Raw genomic sequence first — 16,914 nt, 5'->3', positions numbered from 1 at the left:
TGGACCGCAACGGCTCGTACTGGCAGGCTGGACGACTCGCTCACGGAGTCGCCATGACCGCGCCCACCCCGGCTTCGCCTCTCGCCGCCCTGGCCGAATTGGCCGCCCGCCTGCCGTCCCTGCGCCTGCTCACCGAGCCGTCGGATCTGGAACATTACGGGCGCGACTGGACTCGCCGATGGACGCCGGCACCGCTCGCCATCGCCTTGCCGGGCAGCGTCGACGACGTGCAGGCGATCGTACGCTGGGCCAACGAACACGCGGTGGCCGTGGTGCCCTCGGGTGGCCGCACCGGTCTTTCCGGCGGCGCCGTCGCGGCCAACGGCGAGCTGGTGCTGAGCCTGGAGCGCATGAACCGCGTGCTCGACTTCGACGCGATCGACCGCACGCTCACCGTGCAGGCCGGCATCACCCTGCAAGCCGCACACGAGGCCGCGCGCACGCATGGGCTGCTCTATCCGGTGGATTTCGCCGCGCGCGGTTCCTGTTCGATCGGCGGCAACATCGCCACCAATGCCGGCGGCATCCGCGTGATTCGCTACGGCAACACGCGCGAGTGGATCGCCGGGTTGAAAGTGGTGGCAGGCAACGGCGAACTGCTCGAGCTCAACCGCGGCCTGATCAAGAATTCCAGCGGCTATGACTTCCGCCAGCTGCTGATCGGCTCCGAAGGCACGCTAGGCGTGGTAGTGGAGGCGACGCTGAAGCTGACCGATCCGCCGCCGCCGTCGCAGGTGATGCTGCTGGCGTTGCCGGACATGGGCGCGCTGATGCAGGTATTCGCGCTGTTCCGCGCGCGGCTGTCGTTGCAGGCGTTCGAGTTCTTCACCGACGTGGCGTTGCGCCACGTGCTGGCGCACGGCGCGCAGCGCGCACTCGACGGCGAGCATCCGTTCTATGTCGTCACCGAATTCGACGCGGCGGACGAGGCCGCGCAGGATGCCGCCCTGGCCGCTTTCGAGCAGGGCGTCGCCGAAGGCTGGATCAGCGACGGCGCGATCGCGCAGAGCGAAGCGCAGGCGGCGGCGCTGTGGCGCCTGCGCGAGGGCATCACCGAAAGCCTCGCCCCGCACAAGCCATACAAGAACGACATCTCCCTGCGTATCGCCGCGCTGCCGGCATTCCTGGCGGAGATCCAGGCGTTGCTGGCGGACGGGTATCCGCATATCGAAGTGGTGTGGTTCGGCCATATCGGCGACGGCAATCTGCACATCAATGTGCTCAAGCCGGCGGACATGGCCGACGCCGATTTCATCGCGCAGTGCGAACACGTCACCAAGCTGCTGGCCGATACGCTGCAGCGCCACGGCGGCAGCATTTCCGCCGAACACGGCATCGGTCTCGTCAAGCGGCCCTATCTGGGCAGTACGCGCAGCGCCGCCGAGATCGCGCTGATGCGCGGGGTGAAGCAGGTGTTCGATCCCAAGGGGCTGCTCAACCCGGGCAAGCTGCTCTAGCGGGCGGGGCGGCGGCGCGGCGGGGGCGTGCTAGCCTTCGCGCTTTGATTCCCTTGCCGGAGACGCCGCCATGGCCCAGGAACGCCGCACGCTGTACCCCGAAATCGAGCCGTTCGACACCGGCATGCTCAAGGTGTCGGAGCTGCACACGGTCTATTACGAGCAGTGCGGCAATCCCGACGGCAAGCCGGTGGTGTTCCTGCACGGCGGCCCGGGCGGCGGCATCAATGCGAATTACCGGCGCTTCTTTGATCCGAAGGCCTACCGCATCGTGCTGTTCGATCAGCGTGGCTGCGGCAAGTCGACCCCACACGCGGAGCTGAGCGGCAACACCACCTGGGATCTCGTCGCCGACATCGAGCGCATCCGCGAGCACCTGGGCATCGCGCGCTGGCAGGTGTTCGGCGGGTCATGGGGTTCGACGCTGGCGCTGGCCTATGCGCAGACTCATCCGGACAAGGTCACCGAACTGGTGCTGCGCGGCATCTTCATGCTGCGGCGCTGGGAGCTGGAGTGGTTCTACCAGAAGGGCTGCGACGCGCTGTATCCGGATGCGTGGGAGACCTATCTCGCGGCGATTCCGGAAGCCGAGCGCGGCGACATGATGAGCGCCTACTATCGCCGCCTCACCAGCACGGACCCGAAGGTGCGTGTGGACGCGGCCCGTGCGTGGTCGGTGTGGGAAGGCGCCACCAGCCATCTCTATCAAGATCCGGATCACATAGCGTCCAGCGGCGAGGACGAGTTCGCGCTCGCCTTCGCGCGTATCGAATGCCATTACTTCGTGCATGGCGGCTTTTTCGAGCATGACGACCAGCTGCTGCGCAACGTCGAGCGCATCCGCAAGATTCCCGCGGTGATCGTGCAAGGCCGCTACGACGTGGTCTGCCCGATGCGCAGCGCATGGGATCTGCATCGTGCCTGGCCGGAAGCGGACCTGCGCATCGTGCAGGACGCCGGCCACTCCGCGCTGGAGCCCGGCATCGCGTACGAGTTGCTGGAAGCGACCGACCGTTTCCGCTGAGCGCGGTTTTCCGGCCGCCGCGTAGATTGGGTTCGCTGCGCTCACCTCAACCTGCGCATCGACGCATGAAAAAGGCCGCGCCCGTTGCCGGGCGCGGCCTTTTCGTTACTGCGGGCAGGGATCAGTGCCCCTTGCCGTTTCCGATGCCCTTCCCGTTGTGGCCATGCTCGTCGTCATGCCCGCGATCGTGCTCGCCGTGCGGATCGAAGAACGCCGGGGCGAACAGATCCACCACGAAGCCATCGTGGTCGGAAGCGCCGATCGCCTTCGTCCAGTCCGTGGCATTGGCAGCATCAGCCTCGGTCTGCGCCGGCGCATCGATGTCGGCGCGGCCGTACTGCATGCGCAGGAAGCGGTGGGCGGCGGCGCGGTTGAGCAGGGCATGGTCGAGCACCTGCACAGTCGGTACCTGGCGGCCCGAATTGCCGCTGCCCGCCTGCGTATAGCCCTGGATCTCGCCGAAGTTCTCGGTGAACAGGAACGAGTAGCGGTCGTTCTCCGGCACCGACTCCACCGCGTTCCACAGCGACGGGCGCACGATGTTCTGGCCGAGCTTGAGCAGGTTCTCGCTGTCCTTGTACTTGCCCGACACCAGGCCGACCACGTCCACCCAGCCATCGCTGAACTGGTAGGCATTGAAATCGCCCACCACCAGCAGCGGCTGCGAGGGGTAGCGGCTCTGCAGATCCTGCACCTGCCTGGCCAGCGACACCGCCTGGGTGAAGCGCTTCTGGCGATCGCGCACGGCGCTGGCGTTGTCCTTGTCCACGTTGGTGCGGGCCTTCGGGTGCACCGAGATGACGTGGAAGCGCATGCCGCGCACTTCGGCCGTCAGCAGCAGCGGCGGATGGTCGTGGACGAACGCGGTGTTGCCGTTGTCGTTCCAGGTTTCGTCCGCCGCCAGCTGCTGCACCGAACGCACGCGCACGCGATCGCTGCGCACGAGGAAGCCTACGTTGATGCCGCTCGGGTCATGGCCCGGCACCAGATAGGCGTCGTACTTCACCGGATAGTCGTCGCCCAGCTGCTTGGCCAGGCCCTGCAGCACGGCGAGGCTCTTCACTTCTTCGACCGACAGCACGTCCGGCAGCTTCAGCACGCTGCCGATATACGCGGACAGGCGGCGGGTCTTCAGCGCCACCTGCTCCGGCGTGGGCTCCTTGCTGTCGCCCGAGCAGGTGAAGGTGGTGTTGAACTCGCTGTCGCAGAAGCGCTCGGTGTTGAAGGCGCCGATGCGCAAGGCGAGCGGCGGCGTCGGCGACACCGCGCGAGGCATCGGTGCGGCGTACTTCACCTCGAACTTGGTCGGGATGAAGGTGTAGGCGCCGAAGTCATACGAGATGACGCCCTCGGCGCGGAACGTGGTGCCCGCGACGAACGGCGTATTGGCCGGCACCGCGCCGAAGTCGGCGGTGTTCATCTTGAACACTTCCGGATTGCCGCTCCAGTTGGGCAGATCCACGCCGGCCGGCACCGGCACGCCGAAGCGCACGCCCGGCTGGCGCAAGGAGCGCTTGCCGTTGGCGGTGATGCTCACCTCGGCGAACGGCTGGGTGCTGAAGCGCTTGTTGCCCGTGTTGATCATGCCGTGCTCGATCACTACGCGCATGCCCACGAAGCACTGGAAGTTGGTAGCGCCGCAGGACAGCGCGTTCGGATCGGTCGACGGCGTGCCGGCACCGAACACCACGGCCTTCGGCAGCGTCGCGCCGTGCGCGGTCACGGTGACCTTGGCGTTCTTCAGTTCCGTCAGGTGGTAGTAGTTGTCGACCTTCGCATCCACGTCCACCACGTCGCCGATGGCGACCGCCGGCTTGGACGAGGTGAACACGTACACGCCGTTGGAGGTGAGCGGATCGGCATCGGCGCGACTGTCCGGCGTCTGCATGGTGAAGCCCGCCGGACCCACCGCGGTGACGATATTGCCGGTGGTGGTGACCGACTTGCCCAGCAGCGGCGAGGTCTGCTCGCGACCCTGGATCTGCCATATCTCGGCGGCGACCGGGATGTCGTACAGGATCGCGCCGATCGCGCTGTCGCGGGCCAGCGTGGCGCCACCGGTCGGCTGGTCCAGCTTGACCAGGAAGGCCTTGTCAGCGGTGCCCGTGGTGCGGCCGTGCACGACCACATTGAAACTGGCCTGGGTTTGGCCCGCGGCGATGGTCAGGGTGGTGTCCGCCGCTTCGTAGTCGTCGGCGGCGACCGTGGCGGTGTCGTCCTGGGTAGCGACGTGCACGCTCACGCCACCGGCCGGAGCCGGCTGATTGAGCGTGACGGTGAACGGCATGGTGATGTTGGCGGCGCCGTGCACGGTGGCGGTGGCGTCGGCGATCGACAGCGACAGATTCATCACCGCGCAGGCGCTGGCGGCGTTGTGCGGCGCGGTCGGCGTCACCACCACGAAATCGGTCTGGTTGTCGCCGGTGTTCTGCGGCAGGCCGGCGCCATTGAGCTTGCGGCCGTAGCCCTTGTCCGCATTGGTGCTGCCCAGCGAGGTCAGCGGCGTGCCGGCCTTGTAGGCCGAGCCGGCAGAGAGGCCGACCTGGTCCACCAGCTGCCCGCTGGCATCCAGGAGCGCCAGGCCACCATCGTCGGTGACGCCGGTGCTGTACTTGAGATCGCCCGCGACGCTGCCGGAATAGCCGCCGCTCGCGCTGTTGGTCAGCAGCAGGTGGCAGCCCGGCGCGATCGACGTGCCGCTTGGGAAGGTCAGGCGCGTGCCGGTGGTGCCGGCGTTATTGGAGGCATTGAACTTGTAGCCGGACAGGTCCAGCGACGTGGCGCCTGCGTTGAACAGCTCCACGAATTCGTCGTTGCCGCCTGACGGGCCGCGCACGCGGAACTGGCTGATGCTGAGATCCGCTGCCTGCACGGAGGCGATCGACACGATTCCTAGCAGCGCGGCCCAAAGGGCGCGCCGGGCATGTTTGACTTCCATTGACCCACTCCCTCGATGGGATCCGAACGGATCCTTCGTCGGCGGAGGCTAGCAAGTATTTGCGACAGATTTGCGAAGTGGGTTCGCACCCCGGTGCGCTTCAGGTGTGCACCGGGGTGCGACTAAGCGTTTCCTCAGCCGCCCGGCAGCTGCTTGGTGCCGAAGATCTTGTCGCCCGCGTCGCCCAGGCCCGGCAGGATGTAGCCGTGTTCGTTGAGCCGCTCGTCGATGGCGGCGGTGTAGATCTCGATGTCCGGATGGGCCGCCTCGATGCGCTTGAGGCCTTCCGGCGCTGCCACCAGGAACAGCCCCTTGATGCGCTTGCAGCCAGCTGCCTTGAGCATGTCCACCGTGGCGACCAGGGTGCCGGCGGTGGCCAGCATCGGGTCGACGATCAGCGCGATGCGCTCGTCCATGCGGCCGGTCAGCTTCTCGTAGTAGGCGATCGGCTTGAGCGTTTCCTCGTCGCGCTGCAGGCCCACCACGCTGACCTTGGCGGCCGGGATCAGGTCCAGCACGCCGGGCAGCATGCCCAGGCCCGCACGCAGGATCGGCACGATGGTGATCTTCTTGCCCTTGATCTGATGCACCGTCAGCGGACCGGCCCAGCCGTCGATGTGCTTGTCCACCGTTTCCAGATCCTTGGTCGCCTCGTAGGTGAGCAGGGCGGCGACTTCGGAGGCCAGCTCGCGGAACTCTTTGGTGCTGATGCCAGCGCGACGCATCAGGCCGAGCTTGTGCTGGATGAGGGGATGGCGGACTTCGACGAGCTTCATGGGCGTTCCTGCGCAATGGGCGACGGCGGATTGTCGCTCAGGAGCGCAGCGCCCAAAAGAAAAGGCGCCGCTTCGGCGAAGCGGCGCCTTGCGGCAGCGGGTCCGTGAACGTGTTACGGGCTGGCTGCGGTGCCGTGGTCGCTCAGACACGAGCTCATGAACTTCTTGCGGTCGTCGCCCTTGAGCGTCTTGGCTTTCGGGTCCGCATTGCAGGCTTTCATCTTTTCCTGCTGGGTCATCTTGGCCGGCGCGGCAGCTTCGCCCTTGAGGCAGCTGCTCATGAAGGCCTTGCGCTCGTCACCCTTCTTGCCAGTGGCCTGTTTGTTGCAGTCGGCCATGCGCTGCTGTTGCGGCGTCAGTTCCTTCTTGGCCTGCGGTGCGGCAGCGGCGGCGGTGGAGACGGCGAGGGCCAGGGCGGCGCTGGCGGCGATCAGGCTGAAACGCGAAAACATGCGGGTACCCTCCTGGAGTGACCGGCGAGTGCCGGCGCCGCAAGTCTATGCCGGTCACAAAACTTCGCCAGGGGGGAGGGCGGATCCGCTGGCCCGGCGTTAAGGACGGCGCCGCGAAGGCGCCGCCCGGCCGGCGCTCAGGCCGCCTCGGCTTTGGCCTTGCGCGGTCCCTTCAGCAAGGCCTGGCGCACGTGCGCGACCACCAGGTCCACCTCGGCGCTGGTCACCTTGAAGTGAGGGGTGAAGCGCAACGAGTTGACGCCGCCGTGGATCACGCCCACGCCGCGTTCGCGCATGTACTCCTCGATCGAGCCCGCGCCGTAGCACTTGAAGTCGCCGGACAGCTCGCACGAGAACAGCAGGCCGGTGCCCTGCACCTTGGTGATGAGGCCGCCGAGTTCGCCCTTCAGCGCGTTGAGCTTGTCGACGAACTCCTTGCCGCGCTCGCGGATGTTGGCGCGGACCTCGTCGGTGAGTTCGTGCAGGGTGGCCAGCGCGACGTCGAGCGCGCGCGGGTTGGCCGTCATGGTGTTGCCGTAGATGCCCTTGCGATACAGGCCGGCGGCGCGCTCGTTCACCGCCAGCACCGACAGCGGGTACTGGCCGGCGTTGAGGGCCTTGGAGAAGGTTTCCATATCCGGCGCCGGCAGCTGCTCGAAGCCGGGGTAGTCAGTGAGTGACAGCACGCCGTGTGCACGCAGGCCGGCCTGGATCGAGTCGATCAGCAGCATCGAGCCGTGCGCTTCGGTGAGCTCGCGCGCGGCCTTGTAGAACGCCGGCGTCACCGCGCGGCCCGGGTCGCCTTCGCCCATCACCGGCTCGAGGAACATCGCCTCGATGAACCAGCCGTGCTTGTCGGCGTCGGCGAAGGCTGCTTCCAGCTGCGCCACGTCATAAGGCGCCACGGTGATCAGCGTGTCTTCGTGGCGATAGCTGGCCAGGTGCTGCTGGTAGGTCTTGCGGGTGGAGTCGGAGTACAGCGCCGGTTTCTCGGTGCGGCCATGGAACGCGCCCTTCACCGCGATGCGCTTGATCGTGCGGCCGGCATAGCGCGCGCCCGGTTCGGTCATCGCCTTGGCGTTGACGTCGGCGATGCGGCACGCCAGCGAGACCGACTCGGAGCCGGAGTTGAGGCACAGGTAACGTGCGTATGGATTGCCGCCGCGGTTGCGGCCCAGTTCGCGATCCAGAGCCTGCGCCAGGCGCATCTGCGAAACGCTGGGCGTCATCACGTTGGCCATCACCTGCGGACGGCTCATGGCGAGGCGGATGGCCTCGTTGTTGTGACCGAAACCAAGCATGCCGTAGCCGCCGTTGTCGTGGATCACCGCGCCTTTGAGCGTGACGATCCACGGGCCGCGCGCGGCCGCGGGAAGATAGGGGTTGATGCCGTCGTCGGGATAGAAATTCACGAAGCCCTTCTGCGCCTGGCGCAGCTGCTCGGCTTCGTCGAGCTTGAGGAAATCGCCCAGCTCGGTGCGCAGCGCGCGATGCTGTTCCACCGCCTCGCCGATCGCCTGTGCCAGTTCCGGCTGGCTGGCGGCGAATTGCACGATCGTGGCGTCGTCCAGGCCGGTGGTCTGCGGCGCGCCGCCGAAATCGCGCAGTTCGCGCAGCTGATCGATCACACCCATGATGGTTCCTCCTCAAGGTACGCAGGGCCATGGGGAAATGGCGCGCCTGCCAACATCGCGATGAATGCCTGGCGGGCGCCGGCGACGATTCGCCGGTGGCGATCCGCAAGTTCCCGCTCAATCGTGCCTGTCGCGTACCGCAACGGTGCGTCGACGATTCACCGAGGATAACGCGCCTTCGACGGCGCCGTAACCCCGGGGGTGACGCCTGTCACCTGCGCTGGCTGACGCGCGCGAATGCCCGATAAGCGTTGCCCTGCCTAGCATGGCGGCAAAGGAGGAAAGACCATGCTCACGAACGCTTCACTCATCGCGCAGCTGTCGTCGGTCGTCAAACGTTATGGCAATCACACCGCCGTCGACGGCCTGGATCTGATGCTGCATCGCGGCGAAATTTTCGCGCTGCTCGGTCCCAACGGGGCCGGCAAGAGCACCACCATTTCCATGTTGCTCGGCCTGACGCGGCCGGATGCCGGTCGCGTCGAACTGTTCGGCGAAGATCCGCAGCGGATCGTGGCGCGCCGCCGCATCGGTGTGATGCTGCAATCGGCGGCGCTGCCGCCTACGCTGCGCGTCGGCGAACTGCTGCGGCTGACGTCCAGCTACTACCCTGCGCCGCGCGATGAACAGGAGAGCGCCGAACTGGCCGGCGTGGCCGACCTGCTGCGGCGTCCTTACGCGGCGCTTTCGGGCGGGCAGCAGCGCCGCGTGCAATTCGCACTCGCGCTGTGCGGCCGGCCCGAGCTGCTGTTCCTGGACGAACCCACGGTGGGCATGGACATCGAAGCGCGGCAGAAACTGTGGAGCGCGATCCGCCACCTGGTGGCCGAGGGCGCCGGCGTGGTGCTGACCACGCATTACCTGGAGGAAGCCGAAGCGCTGGCCGATCGCGTCTGCGTGATGGCGCGCGGACGCGTGCTGAGCGAAGGCAGCGTGGACGACCTGCGCGCGCGCGTGGCGCTCAAGCGCGTGCGCTGCGCGACGCATCTGCGCGCGGCCGATGTCGCCGCCTGGCCGGAAGTGACCGAAGCGCGCGACGAAGGCGAACGCCTGTGGCTTTCCACCGACCGCGCGGAAGCGCTGGTGCGCCGCCTGTTCGATGCCGATGCGCAGCTGCGCGAGCTGGAAGTGCAGCGCGCCGGCCTCGCCGAAGCCTTCACCGAACTCACCCGCGCCGCTGAGGCGCCCAACGAAACCCGCGAGGCCGCCTGATGAACGCCCTCTCTTCGAGTACCGCCGTGCCTGCTGTGCCGGCCGCCCGTGTGATGGATCGCAACCGCATTCTCGGCGCCTACCTGCAGGAAGCGCGCGCCGAGTGCCTGCGCTACCTGCGCAACCCGGGCTTCATGATTCCCACCTTGATCTTGCCGACCGCGTTCTACCTGATGTTCGGTATCCTGCTCGGCCACGCCAACGGTGCCGACGCGCCACGCTACCTGCTCGCCGCTTACGGCACGTTCGGCGTGATGTCGCCGGGCCTGTTCGGTTTCGGCCTCGCCCTGTCGATGGAACGCGACAACGGACTGCTCACGCTCAAGCGCGCCTTGCCGATGCCGCCCGGTGCCTATCTGATGGGCAAGGTCGTGATGGCCATGATGGCGGCGACGGTGGTGTCCTGCATCCTGTTGCTGCTGGCGACGCTGGTTGCGCACGTGGCGCTGACGCCGACCCAGATGGCCGCGCTGTTCGCCACCAATCTGCTGGGTTCGCTACCGTTCTGTGCGATGGGCCTGATGCTGGGCACCCTGATCAAGGGCAGCGGCGCGCCGGGCATCGTCAATCTGATCTACCTGCCGATGGCCTTCCTGTCGGGCCTGTGGTTCCCGCTGTCGCTCATGCCCAAGCTGGTACAGCAGATCGCATCCCTGATACCGGCGTATCACCTTAACCAGTTGGCTTTGACCGCGGTGGGATTGGGGCAGGGCGCCATCTGGTCGCATCTGGCCGTACTGGCGGCTTTCACAGCCGGTTTCCTGGCCATCGCCGCGCGCCGCCTGCGCCGGTACGGTTGAAGTAGCATGCCGGCTGTCACGCGACCTGTGGGGAGGGTCACCGCCATGTTCAGTCTGCTCCGCTCCTGGCTCACGCCGGCGCCGGATTCGCGCGTGGCTGCGATTCAGCAGCAGGGCAAATCGGTGCGCGCCGAAGGCGTGCACCTGCTGTGGTCGGTATGGGTCTTCATCACGCCGCTCATGGGCGGTGGCTATAGCCGGACCTGGATACTGATCACGCTGGTTTCCTATCCGCTGTTCCTGCTGCTGTTCGCGAAGGCGATGCTGGCGTCGCGGCGCATCGCGCCGCGCTACGCCCTGGCGCAGGCGATCCTGAGCACCGCCCTGGCGCCCTGGTATCCGAGCGGCATGGCGTATTTCATCTACGGCTGCGTGTCGTACAGCGTGGCCAGCAAGACGCGGTTCGCGCCGCTGCTGATCCGGCTGGCGGTGCTCAATGTCATGTACATGTCGGTAGCGAAGTACGTCGGCTATCCCTGGCAAGTGTTGGTCGCGGTGCCGTGCATGACCATCATCATCGCCACCGTGACTTACGTCGAAGGCCTGGCCCACGAAAGGGATGCGGCGCTGAAGCTCTCGCAGGAAGAAGTGCGTCGCCTCGCCGCCACCGCCGAGCGCGAGCGCATCGGCCGCGATCTGCACGACCTGCTCGGGCATACATTGTCGCTGATCACCTTGAAACTGGAGCTGTCGCGCAAACTGTTCGACCGCGATGCGGAGGCAGCCAGGCGAGAAGTGACGGAGGCCGAGCGCGTGGCGCGCCACGCGCTGGCGGAGGTGCGTTCGGCCGTGACGGGCATCCGCGCCACCGATCTGGCTGCCGAGCTGGCGTCGGCGCGCCTGTTGCTGGAGTCCACCCGCGTGCATCTGGAGTACTCGGCACCTCCGCCGGACCTGCCGATCGAGATTGAGCGCGGCCTGTCGCTGGTGTTGCGCGAGGCCGCGACCAACATCGCTCGCCATGCGGAGGCAAGCAAGGCGCGGATCGAAATCGAGCGCGACGTGCATTCGGTGCGTCTGCGCGTGAGCGACGATGGCCGCGGGGGCGTCGTCTCGGACGGCAACGGGTTGTGCGGCATGCGCGAGCGCGTGCGCGCGCTCGGTGGACATCTGAGCATCGAGTCGCCGCGCGGGCGCGGCACGGTGCTGCTGGTCACGGCGCCGTTGCCGCAGTCGAAGCCGCAGGCCCCCATGGCGAATGAAACGACCACGCCGAAGCTCGCGTCGAACGTGTGATGCGCCTGCCATTCAAGCCCACGTCGGATTCGCTGTACAGCCAGCTGCGCTCGCCGGCCTTCGTGCTGCGCGCGGCGCTTGGCCAGACGCTTTGGATCGTGCTGCTGCCGCTGGTGCCGTTGAGCGCGAGCGGTTTCGCCTGGTCGTGGTTCGCGCCTACCGCGCTGAGCATCCCGGTATTCCTCTATCTGCACTCGCAGGTGTATTTCGGGCCGTCACGGCGTCTGGCCTGGTACGTGACCGGCATGGCCGTGCTGGGGCTGGGACTGTGGCAGGTCAATCCGGTCGGCATCGGCTATGCGGTCAGCGCCTGCACGGCGCTGTCGGTGACACCTTCCTTCCGTACCTGGCTGCGCGGCGTGGCCCTGGTGTCGGTCGCATCGCTGGCAGTCGCGGCGCTGTGGGTGAGCGTGCCGCTGTGGGTGATGTTCGTGGTGTTCCTCGGCAGCGTGCTGGGCGGCTCGGGCAACTTTCTCTACATCAACAATCTGCGCAAGGATGCCGACCTGCGCCTGTCGCAGATGGAAGTGCGCCGCCTGGCCATGCTGGCCGAGCGCGAGCGCATCGGCCGCGACCTGCACGACCTGCTCGGCCACACGCTGTCGCTGGTGACGATCAAGTCGGAACTGGCCCGGCGGCTTGCCCTGGAAGATCCACCGCGCGCACAACGTGAAATGGCCGAAGTGGAGCGCGTCGCGCGCCATGCGCTGGCGGAAGTGCGCGCGGCGGTCACCGGTATGCGGCGCAGCGATCTGGCCTCGGAGATCGTATCCGCGCGCTTGATGCTCGAGGCGTCCGGGGTGGCTTTCTACAGCGAGCTGCCGGAAGCGCTGGCGATCGCGCCGGCGATCGAGGCGCCGCTGGCGCTGGTGCTGCGCGAGGCCGTCACTAATATTCATCGCCACGCGCGGGCCAGCTCGGCCAGCGTGCGGTTCGCCATCGACAACGGAAGGTTCGACATGCAGATCAGCGACAACGGATGCGGTGGCCTCGCCGCGCATGGCAACGGCGTCAGCGGCATGCGTGAGCGCGTGCGCGCGCTCGGCGGCAGCCTGGACATCGACTCGCCGCCGCGCCGCGGTACGTCGCTGCGCGTGAGCGTGCCGCTCGCGACGCGGGCCGACGCGGCCTCTGCCGTCCTGCCGGAGAGCGCGGCATGATCCGCGTGCTGCTGGCCGAAGATCAGGCGATGGTGCGCGGCGCGTTGTCGGCGCTGCTGAACCTCGAATCGGATATCGAGGTGCTCGGTTCCGCGGCGGATGGCGAAGCCGCGTGGCGCGAAGTGCAGCGCCTGAAGCCCGACGTGCTGGTGACCGATATCGAAATGCCCGGCCTCACCGGCCTGGAGCTGGCGCAGCGCATCCAGCGCCACGAGTTGCCGATGAAAGTGATCATCGTGACGACTTTCGCGCGTCCGGGCTTTCTGCGCCGCGCGCTCGATGCTGGCGTGTCGGGTTATCTGCTGAAGGATGCTCCGGCGGAGAATCTCGCGGAGGCCTTGCGCATGGTGCATCGTGGCGGACGCGCGATCGATCCGCAGCTCGCGCTGGAAGCGTGGTCGGAAGCCGACCCCTTGAACGATCGCGAACGGCAGGTGCTGCGCCTGGCCGGCGAGGGGCAGTCGGCGACGGAAATCGCCGCGCACTTGAATCTCTCGCACGGCACCGTGCGCAATTATCTTTCCGAGGCGATCGGCAAATTGGGCGTGGCCAATCGTATCGAGGCCTATCGCCTCGCGCGGCAAAAAGGGTGGCTGTAAGAATTATTCGTAGGCATTAAAAAAATGCTTGCGCCGATAATCGGCGTCGCGTAATGTTCGCGCCTCGCCAATACCGGCGAACGCATTAACTCGAAAAGGCCCGGATTCAACCATGTCGCTCCTTGTCATTCACAACACGCCGAACTCGCGCGAAAGCCGCGACGCGCTGCCGTGCGTGCATGGCATGCGGCTGGCGCTGGACGGCCGCTTCACCGCCATCGACTGATCTCTAGCCTTCCGCGGAGATCGGTCACCCCGATCTCCCGAGGCAACGCGAACGCCCTCGGGTTCTTCACCCGGGGGCGTTTTGTTTCCGGCGTTCGCAAGGAACGGGTCCATGCACCGAAAGGTGATGAAACGACCGGACACCGGAAGGCGACTTCCGCCCTGAAGCATCCGGCCGGCTGGCCGAGGCAGGGGCGACCGCGAGAGGCGCATGGATGCGCTGTGCCTTGATGCTTCGGCACGGGCGGCGGGTGACCGGGAGGTTTCAACGAATGCGGGCGCTTGCGCCCACACGGATGACCGGTTGGCAACAGCCGGCCATGCGAAGCATCGATACGACAGGCTCCAGCGGCTCGGGTTCAAGCGCCCGGCCGGTGCGCGCGGCGTTGCCGACAGCGTATGCCCGGGCCTGCACGGCGGTGTTTCGGCAATGACGTTAGCTCAGTCGGGTAGAGCAATGGCTTCGCATGCCATCGGGCGCCGGTTCGAATCCGGCACGTCGCTTGTTTGGATAGCTCAGTCGGGTAGAGCACTGACCTGATAAGTCGGTTGTCGCGGGTTCGACTCCCGCTCCAAAACCCCGGGAGCGAAAGCTCCCTCCACAGGAAGCGCCCCGCGCGCCGTTGCCGGTATCGCCAGGGAAGGCGGGCCGGCTTCGCCGCAGCGGAAGCCACGCCGGATCGTCGTCCCGAGATGGGGCGGACGGTCGCCGGCAAGCGGGCGGTTCGCCGCGCCGCGGACAGTGTCCGTCCCCTCCATGGAGGCGCGACGGTCCCGCGTCGCCGACGCCAGGGGCGCTTCCCCTTATTTTCCGATCGTCCGCGAAGCGATTTACGGACGATTATCCCGAAAGGGAGGGCGAGCTGCGCTCCTGGATTATCAAAAGAATGATTTGCGCGTTACCGGCCGCCCCGCGCAAAGCAATTAACTCAGGCCGGCTTATGTCAGGGATAAGGAGTATTCCCATGTTCTGGATCAAGCAAATCGTGATCGGCGACGGCGAGCGCGGTTTGCTGTATCGCCACCGTCGATTGCAGCGCGTGCTCGCCCCGGGTGCGTACCGCTTCTTCGATCCGCTCGGCCGGAAGGCCGTGGCCGTGCACAACGTCACCCGCCCGGAATACGGCGGCGCGGATGCCGATGTGCTGATGGCGCGGATGGACGCCAGGTTGGCCGAGCACTTCCTGCTCGCCGACGTCGGCGTGGACCAGGTCGGTCTGGTGCTGAAGAACGGCAAGCTGGAAGACGTGCTCGCCCCGGGCACCCGCAAGCTGTATTGGAAGGAGCTGGTGCCAATCGAGCTGCGCCTGGCTTCGCTGTCCAGCGCGTTGGACGTGCCAGGCGACGTCGTGCACCGCCTGCGCCAGCTCGGCATGCTGGCCAAGGTGGCGGTGGCGCTGGACGTGCCGTCCGAGTCGGCCGGCCTGTTGTTCGTGGACGGCAAGTTGGTGCGCACGTTGGCGCCGGGCGCTTATGCGTTCTGGAACTTCCGCAAGAACGCCGCGGCCGAGGTGATCGACCTGCGCGTGCAGTCGCTGGAAGTGTCGGGCCAGGAATTGCTGACCCGCGACAAGGTGAGCCTGCGCGTGAACCTGGCCGCCAGCCTGCGCGTGACCGATCCGGTCGCCGCGCGCACCAAGGTGGCCAAGTACGGCGATTACCTCTATCGCGAATTGCAATACGGCCTGCGCAAGGCGGTCTCCGCCAAGACGCTGGACGAACTGCTCGGCGACAAGGCATCGCTGGACGCGGACATCTTCGCCTACGTGCGCGGCCGCGTGGTCGAGCTGGGTGTGGAGGTACTCGGCGTGGGCGTCAAGGACGTGATCCTGCCGGGCGACATGAAGGACATCCTCAACAGTGTCGTGCAGGCGGAGAAGACGGCGCAGGCCAACGTGATCCGCCGCCGCGAAGAGGCGAACGCCACGCGTTCCCTGCTGAACACCGCGCGCCTGATCGAAGAGAGTCCGGTGCTGATGCGCCTGAAGGAGCTGGAAGCGCTGGAGAAGGTCACCGAGAAGATCGGCAAGCTGACCGTGTTCGGCGGCCTGGACGGCGTGCTGAAGCAGCTGGTGACCCTGAAGGAGTAAAACAGCCGGAGCGGCGGACGGAATCGCGGCTCCGGCTTCACAAGGAATCAAAGTCATGAGTAACGAGACGTCATTTCAATTTCTGCACGCCGAAGGCGCCAAGCCGATCAAGGGCTGGGTCGACGGCGTGCCGCTGGAAGCGCAGGCGCACGCCCAGCTGCGGAACATCGCGGCGCTGCCGTTCGTCGGTCCGTGGATCGCGGTGATGCCCGACGTGCATCTGGGCAAGGGCGCCACGGTGGGCTCGGTGGTGCCGACGCGCGGGGCGATCATTCCGGCCGCGGTCGGCGTGGATATCGGCTGCGGCATGGCCGCGGTGCGGACCACGCTGCGCGCGAGCGACCTGCCGGACAGCCTGGCGCAGCTACGTTCGAGCATCGAGCGTGGCGTGCCGGTGGGCAACGGTGCGGGCGGCGAACATCGCCGCCTGCCGGACAGCATCGGCACGCGACTGACGCAGTCGGGGCTCGAACAGCGTCTGGAGGCGATCAAGGCGAAGCACCGCAAAATCCGCACCGACAAGTTCGGGGCGCAACTGGGCACGCTCGGCGGCGGCAATCACTTCATCGAGGTCTGCCTGGACGAGGAAGACCGCGTGTGGGTGATGCTGCACTCGGGTTCGCGCGGTACCGGCAACCTGATCGGCACGTACTTCATCGAGCGGGCGCGCGAACAGCTGGCCCACCGCGTACTCGGCTTCCACTTGCCGGACAAGGATCTCGCGTTCTTCATGGAAGGCGAGCCGCTGTTCGACGACTATGTGGAAGCGGTGTCCTGGGCGCAGGACTACGCGCGCCATAACCGCGAAGCCATGATGTCGCGGGTGCTCAATGAAATGCGCCACCGCTTGCCGGCGTTCCAGCTCGACAAGCTGGCGGTGAACTGCCATCACAACTACGTGCAGCGCGAGACGCACTTCGGCGAATCGCTGCTGGTCACCCGTAAAGGCGCGGTCAGCGCCCGTGCGGGCGAGCTGGGCATCATTCCCGGCAGCATGGGCACGAAAAGCTACATCGTGCGCGGCAAGGGCAACGCGGACAGCTTCCACAGCTGCAGCCACGGCGCCGGTCGTGTGATGAGCCGCGGCATGGCCAAGCAGAGCATTACGCTGGCCCAGCACCGCGAGGCCACCGCGCACGTGGAATGCCGCAAGGATGCCGGCGTACTCGACGAGTCGCCGGCCGCCTACAAGTCGATCGATGCGGTCATGGCCGCGCAGACCGATCTGGTGGAAGTGGTGCACACGCTGCGCCAGGTGCTGTGCGTGAAGGGCTGAGCCTTTCGCGCCGGCATTGCTTGACGCCGCCCTCC

Annotated in this window: 13 protein-coding genes and 2 tRNA genes; 11 read left to right on the top strand and 4 right to left on the bottom strand. The window is 66.9% G+C overall.

What is annotated here, in order from left to right; genetic code table 11:
• Nucleotides 1-53: 53 nt before the first annotated feature.
• Both ACNR9O_RS15070 and pip read left to right on the top strand, forming a co-directional pair.
• Nucleotides 54-1,457, top strand: coding sequence for an FAD-binding oxidoreductase (locus ACNR9O_RS15070; RefSeq protein WP_473687415.1), 1,404 nt, complete (start codon nucleotides 54-56; stop codon nucleotides 1,455-1,457).
• A 70-nt stretch (nucleotides 1,458-1,527) separates the two neighbouring features.
• Nucleotides 1,528-2,481, top strand: coding sequence for a prolyl aminopeptidase (gene pip / locus ACNR9O_RS15065; RefSeq protein WP_473687417.1), 954 nt, complete (start codon nucleotides 1,528-1,530; stop codon nucleotides 2,479-2,481).
• A 121-nt stretch (nucleotides 2,482-2,602) separates the two neighbouring features.
• Here the strand turns inward: pip and ACNR9O_RS15060 are convergent, their stop codons facing one another.
• The 4 genes from ACNR9O_RS15060 to ACNR9O_RS15045 form a co-directional block, all read right to left on the bottom strand.
• Entirely contained in the window at nucleotides 2,603-5,368 is a 2,766-nt protein-coding gene (locus tag ACNR9O_RS15060; protein ID WP_473687419.1) for a lamin tail domain-containing protein, read from the bottom strand.
• Nucleotides 5,369-5,553: 185 nt separating this feature from the next.
• A complete protein-coding gene (upp, locus tag ACNR9O_RS15055) occupies nucleotides 5,554-6,195 on the bottom strand; it encodes a uracil phosphoribosyltransferase (RefSeq protein WP_473687421.1) in 642 nt (213 codons plus the stop codon).
• A gap of 113 nt (nucleotides 6,196-6,308) precedes the next feature.
• Complete coding sequence (locus ACNR9O_RS15050; RefSeq protein ID WP_473687423.1) at nucleotides 6,309-6,647, bottom strand: PsiF family protein; 339 nt, start codon at nucleotides 6,645-6,647, stop codon at nucleotides 6,309-6,311.
• 137 nt (nucleotides 6,648-6,784) lie between these two features.
• Nucleotides 6,785-8,281 carry an aminotransferase class III-fold pyridoxal phosphate-dependent enzyme gene (locus tag ACNR9O_RS15045; protein ID WP_473687425.1) on the bottom strand — a complete coding sequence of 499 codons (1,497 nt, stop codon included), beginning with the start codon at nucleotides 8,279-8,281 and terminating at the stop codon, nucleotides 6,785-6,787.
• 288 nt (nucleotides 8,282-8,569) lie between these two features.
• Here ACNR9O_RS15045 and ACNR9O_RS15040 point away from each other — a divergent pair, with 288 nt between their 5' ends.
• The 9 genes from ACNR9O_RS15040 to ACNR9O_RS15000 all read left to right on the top strand — a co-directional run bounded on the left by ACNR9O_RS15040 (nucleotide 8,570) and on the right by ACNR9O_RS15000 (nucleotide 16,879).
• Nucleotides 8,570-9,493: an ABC transporter ATP-binding protein gene (locus ACNR9O_RS15040; RefSeq protein ID WP_473687427.1), complete on the top strand. Its 924-nt coding sequence runs from the start codon at nucleotides 8,570-8,572 to the stop codon at nucleotides 9,491-9,493.
• A complete protein-coding gene (locus ACNR9O_RS15035) occupies nucleotides 9,493-10,293 on the top strand; it encodes an ABC transporter permease (protein WP_473687429.1) in 801 nt (266 codons plus the stop codon). The genes ACNR9O_RS15040 and ACNR9O_RS15035 overlap by 1 nt, the downstream gene beginning before the upstream one ends.
• A gap of 45 nt (nucleotides 10,294-10,338) precedes the next feature.
• Nucleotides 10,339-11,529: a sensor histidine kinase gene (locus ACNR9O_RS15030; RefSeq protein ID WP_473687431.1), complete on the top strand. Its 1,191-nt coding sequence runs from the start codon at nucleotides 10,339-10,341 to the stop codon at nucleotides 11,527-11,529.
• Nucleotides 11,529-12,689 carry a sensor histidine kinase gene (locus ACNR9O_RS15025; protein ID WP_473687434.1) on the top strand — a complete coding sequence of 387 codons (1,161 nt, stop codon included), beginning with the start codon at nucleotides 11,529-11,531 and terminating at the stop codon, nucleotides 12,687-12,689. Before ACNR9O_RS15030 ends, ACNR9O_RS15025 begins: the two co-directional genes overlap by 1 nt.
• Nucleotides 12,686-13,288, top strand: a complete 603-nt coding sequence (locus ACNR9O_RS15020) for a response regulator (protein ID WP_473687436.1) — start codon at nucleotides 12,686-12,688, stop codon at nucleotides 13,286-13,288. Before ACNR9O_RS15025 ends, ACNR9O_RS15020 begins: the two co-directional genes overlap by 4 nt.
• Before the next feature lie 655 nt (nucleotides 13,289-13,943).
• Nucleotides 13,944-14,014 (top strand) — tRNA-Ala (locus ACNR9O_RS15015).
• A 4-nt stretch (nucleotides 14,015-14,018) separates the two neighbouring features.
• A tRNA-Ile gene (locus tag ACNR9O_RS15010) sits at nucleotides 14,019-14,093 on the top strand.
• Nucleotides 14,094-14,478: 385 nt separating this feature from the next.
• Nucleotides 14,479-15,603 carry a slipin family protein gene (locus ACNR9O_RS15005; protein WP_473687438.1) on the top strand — a complete coding sequence of 375 codons (1,125 nt, stop codon included), beginning with the start codon at nucleotides 14,479-14,481 and terminating at the stop codon, nucleotides 15,601-15,603.
• Between the two features lie 55 nt (nucleotides 15,604-15,658).
• Entirely contained in the window at nucleotides 15,659-16,879 is a 1,221-nt protein-coding gene (locus ACNR9O_RS15000; protein ID WP_473687440.1) for an RtcB family protein, read from the top strand.
• The last annotated feature ends 35 nt before the right edge of the window (nucleotides 16,880-16,914 follow it).

The organism is Dyella sp. CR10 (genome assembly GCF_055814425.1).
Note: the sequence above shows the minus strand (reverse complement) of the source record. Positions and strands in the feature narration are given on the sequence as shown.

Bases quoted from the DNA above. Each gene is read 5' to 3' on its own strand.
- upp (WP_473687421.1), bottom strand. From the start codon at position 6,195: ATGAAGCTCGTCGAAGTCCGCCATCCCCTCATCCAGCACAAGCTCGGC.
- ACNR9O_RS15020 (WP_473687436.1), top strand. From the start codon at position 12,686: ATGATCCGCGTGCTGCTGGCCGAAGATCAGGCGATGGTGCGCGGCGCG.
- ACNR9O_RS15030 (WP_473687431.1), top strand. From the start codon at position 10,339: ATGTTCAGTCTGCTCCGCTCCTGGCTCACGCCGGCGCCGGATTCGCGC.
- pip (WP_473687417.1), top strand. From the start codon at position 1,528: ATGGCCCAGGAACGCCGCACGCTGTACCCCGAAATCGAGCCGTTCGAC.
- ACNR9O_RS15045 (WP_473687425.1), bottom strand. From the start codon at position 8,281: ATGGGTGTGATCGATCAGCTGCGCGAACTGCGCGATTTCGGCGGCGCG.
- ACNR9O_RS15050 (WP_473687423.1), bottom strand. From the start codon at position 6,647: ATGTTTTCGCGTTTCAGCCTGATCGCCGCCAGCGCCGCCCTGGCCCTC.
- ACNR9O_RS15000 (WP_473687440.1), top strand. From the start codon at position 15,659: ATGAGTAACGAGACGTCATTTCAATTTCTGCACGCCGAAGGCGCCAAG.
- ACNR9O_RS15040 (WP_473687427.1), top strand. From the start codon at position 8,570: ATGCTCACGAACGCTTCACTCATCGCGCAGCTGTCGTCGGTCGTCAAA.
- ACNR9O_RS15025 (WP_473687434.1), top strand. From the start codon at position 11,529: ATGCGCCTGCCATTCAAGCCCACGTCGGATTCGCTGTACAGCCAGCTG.
- ACNR9O_RS15070 (WP_473687415.1), top strand. From the start codon at position 54: ATGACCGCGCCCACCCCGGCTTCGCCTCTCGCCGCCCTGGCCGAATTG.
- ACNR9O_RS15005 (WP_473687438.1), top strand. From the start codon at position 14,479: ATGTTCTGGATCAAGCAAATCGTGATCGGCGACGGCGAGCGCGGTTTG.
- ACNR9O_RS15035 (WP_473687429.1), top strand. From the start codon at position 9,493: ATGAACGCCCTCTCTTCGAGTACCGCCGTGCCTGCTGTGCCGGCCGCC.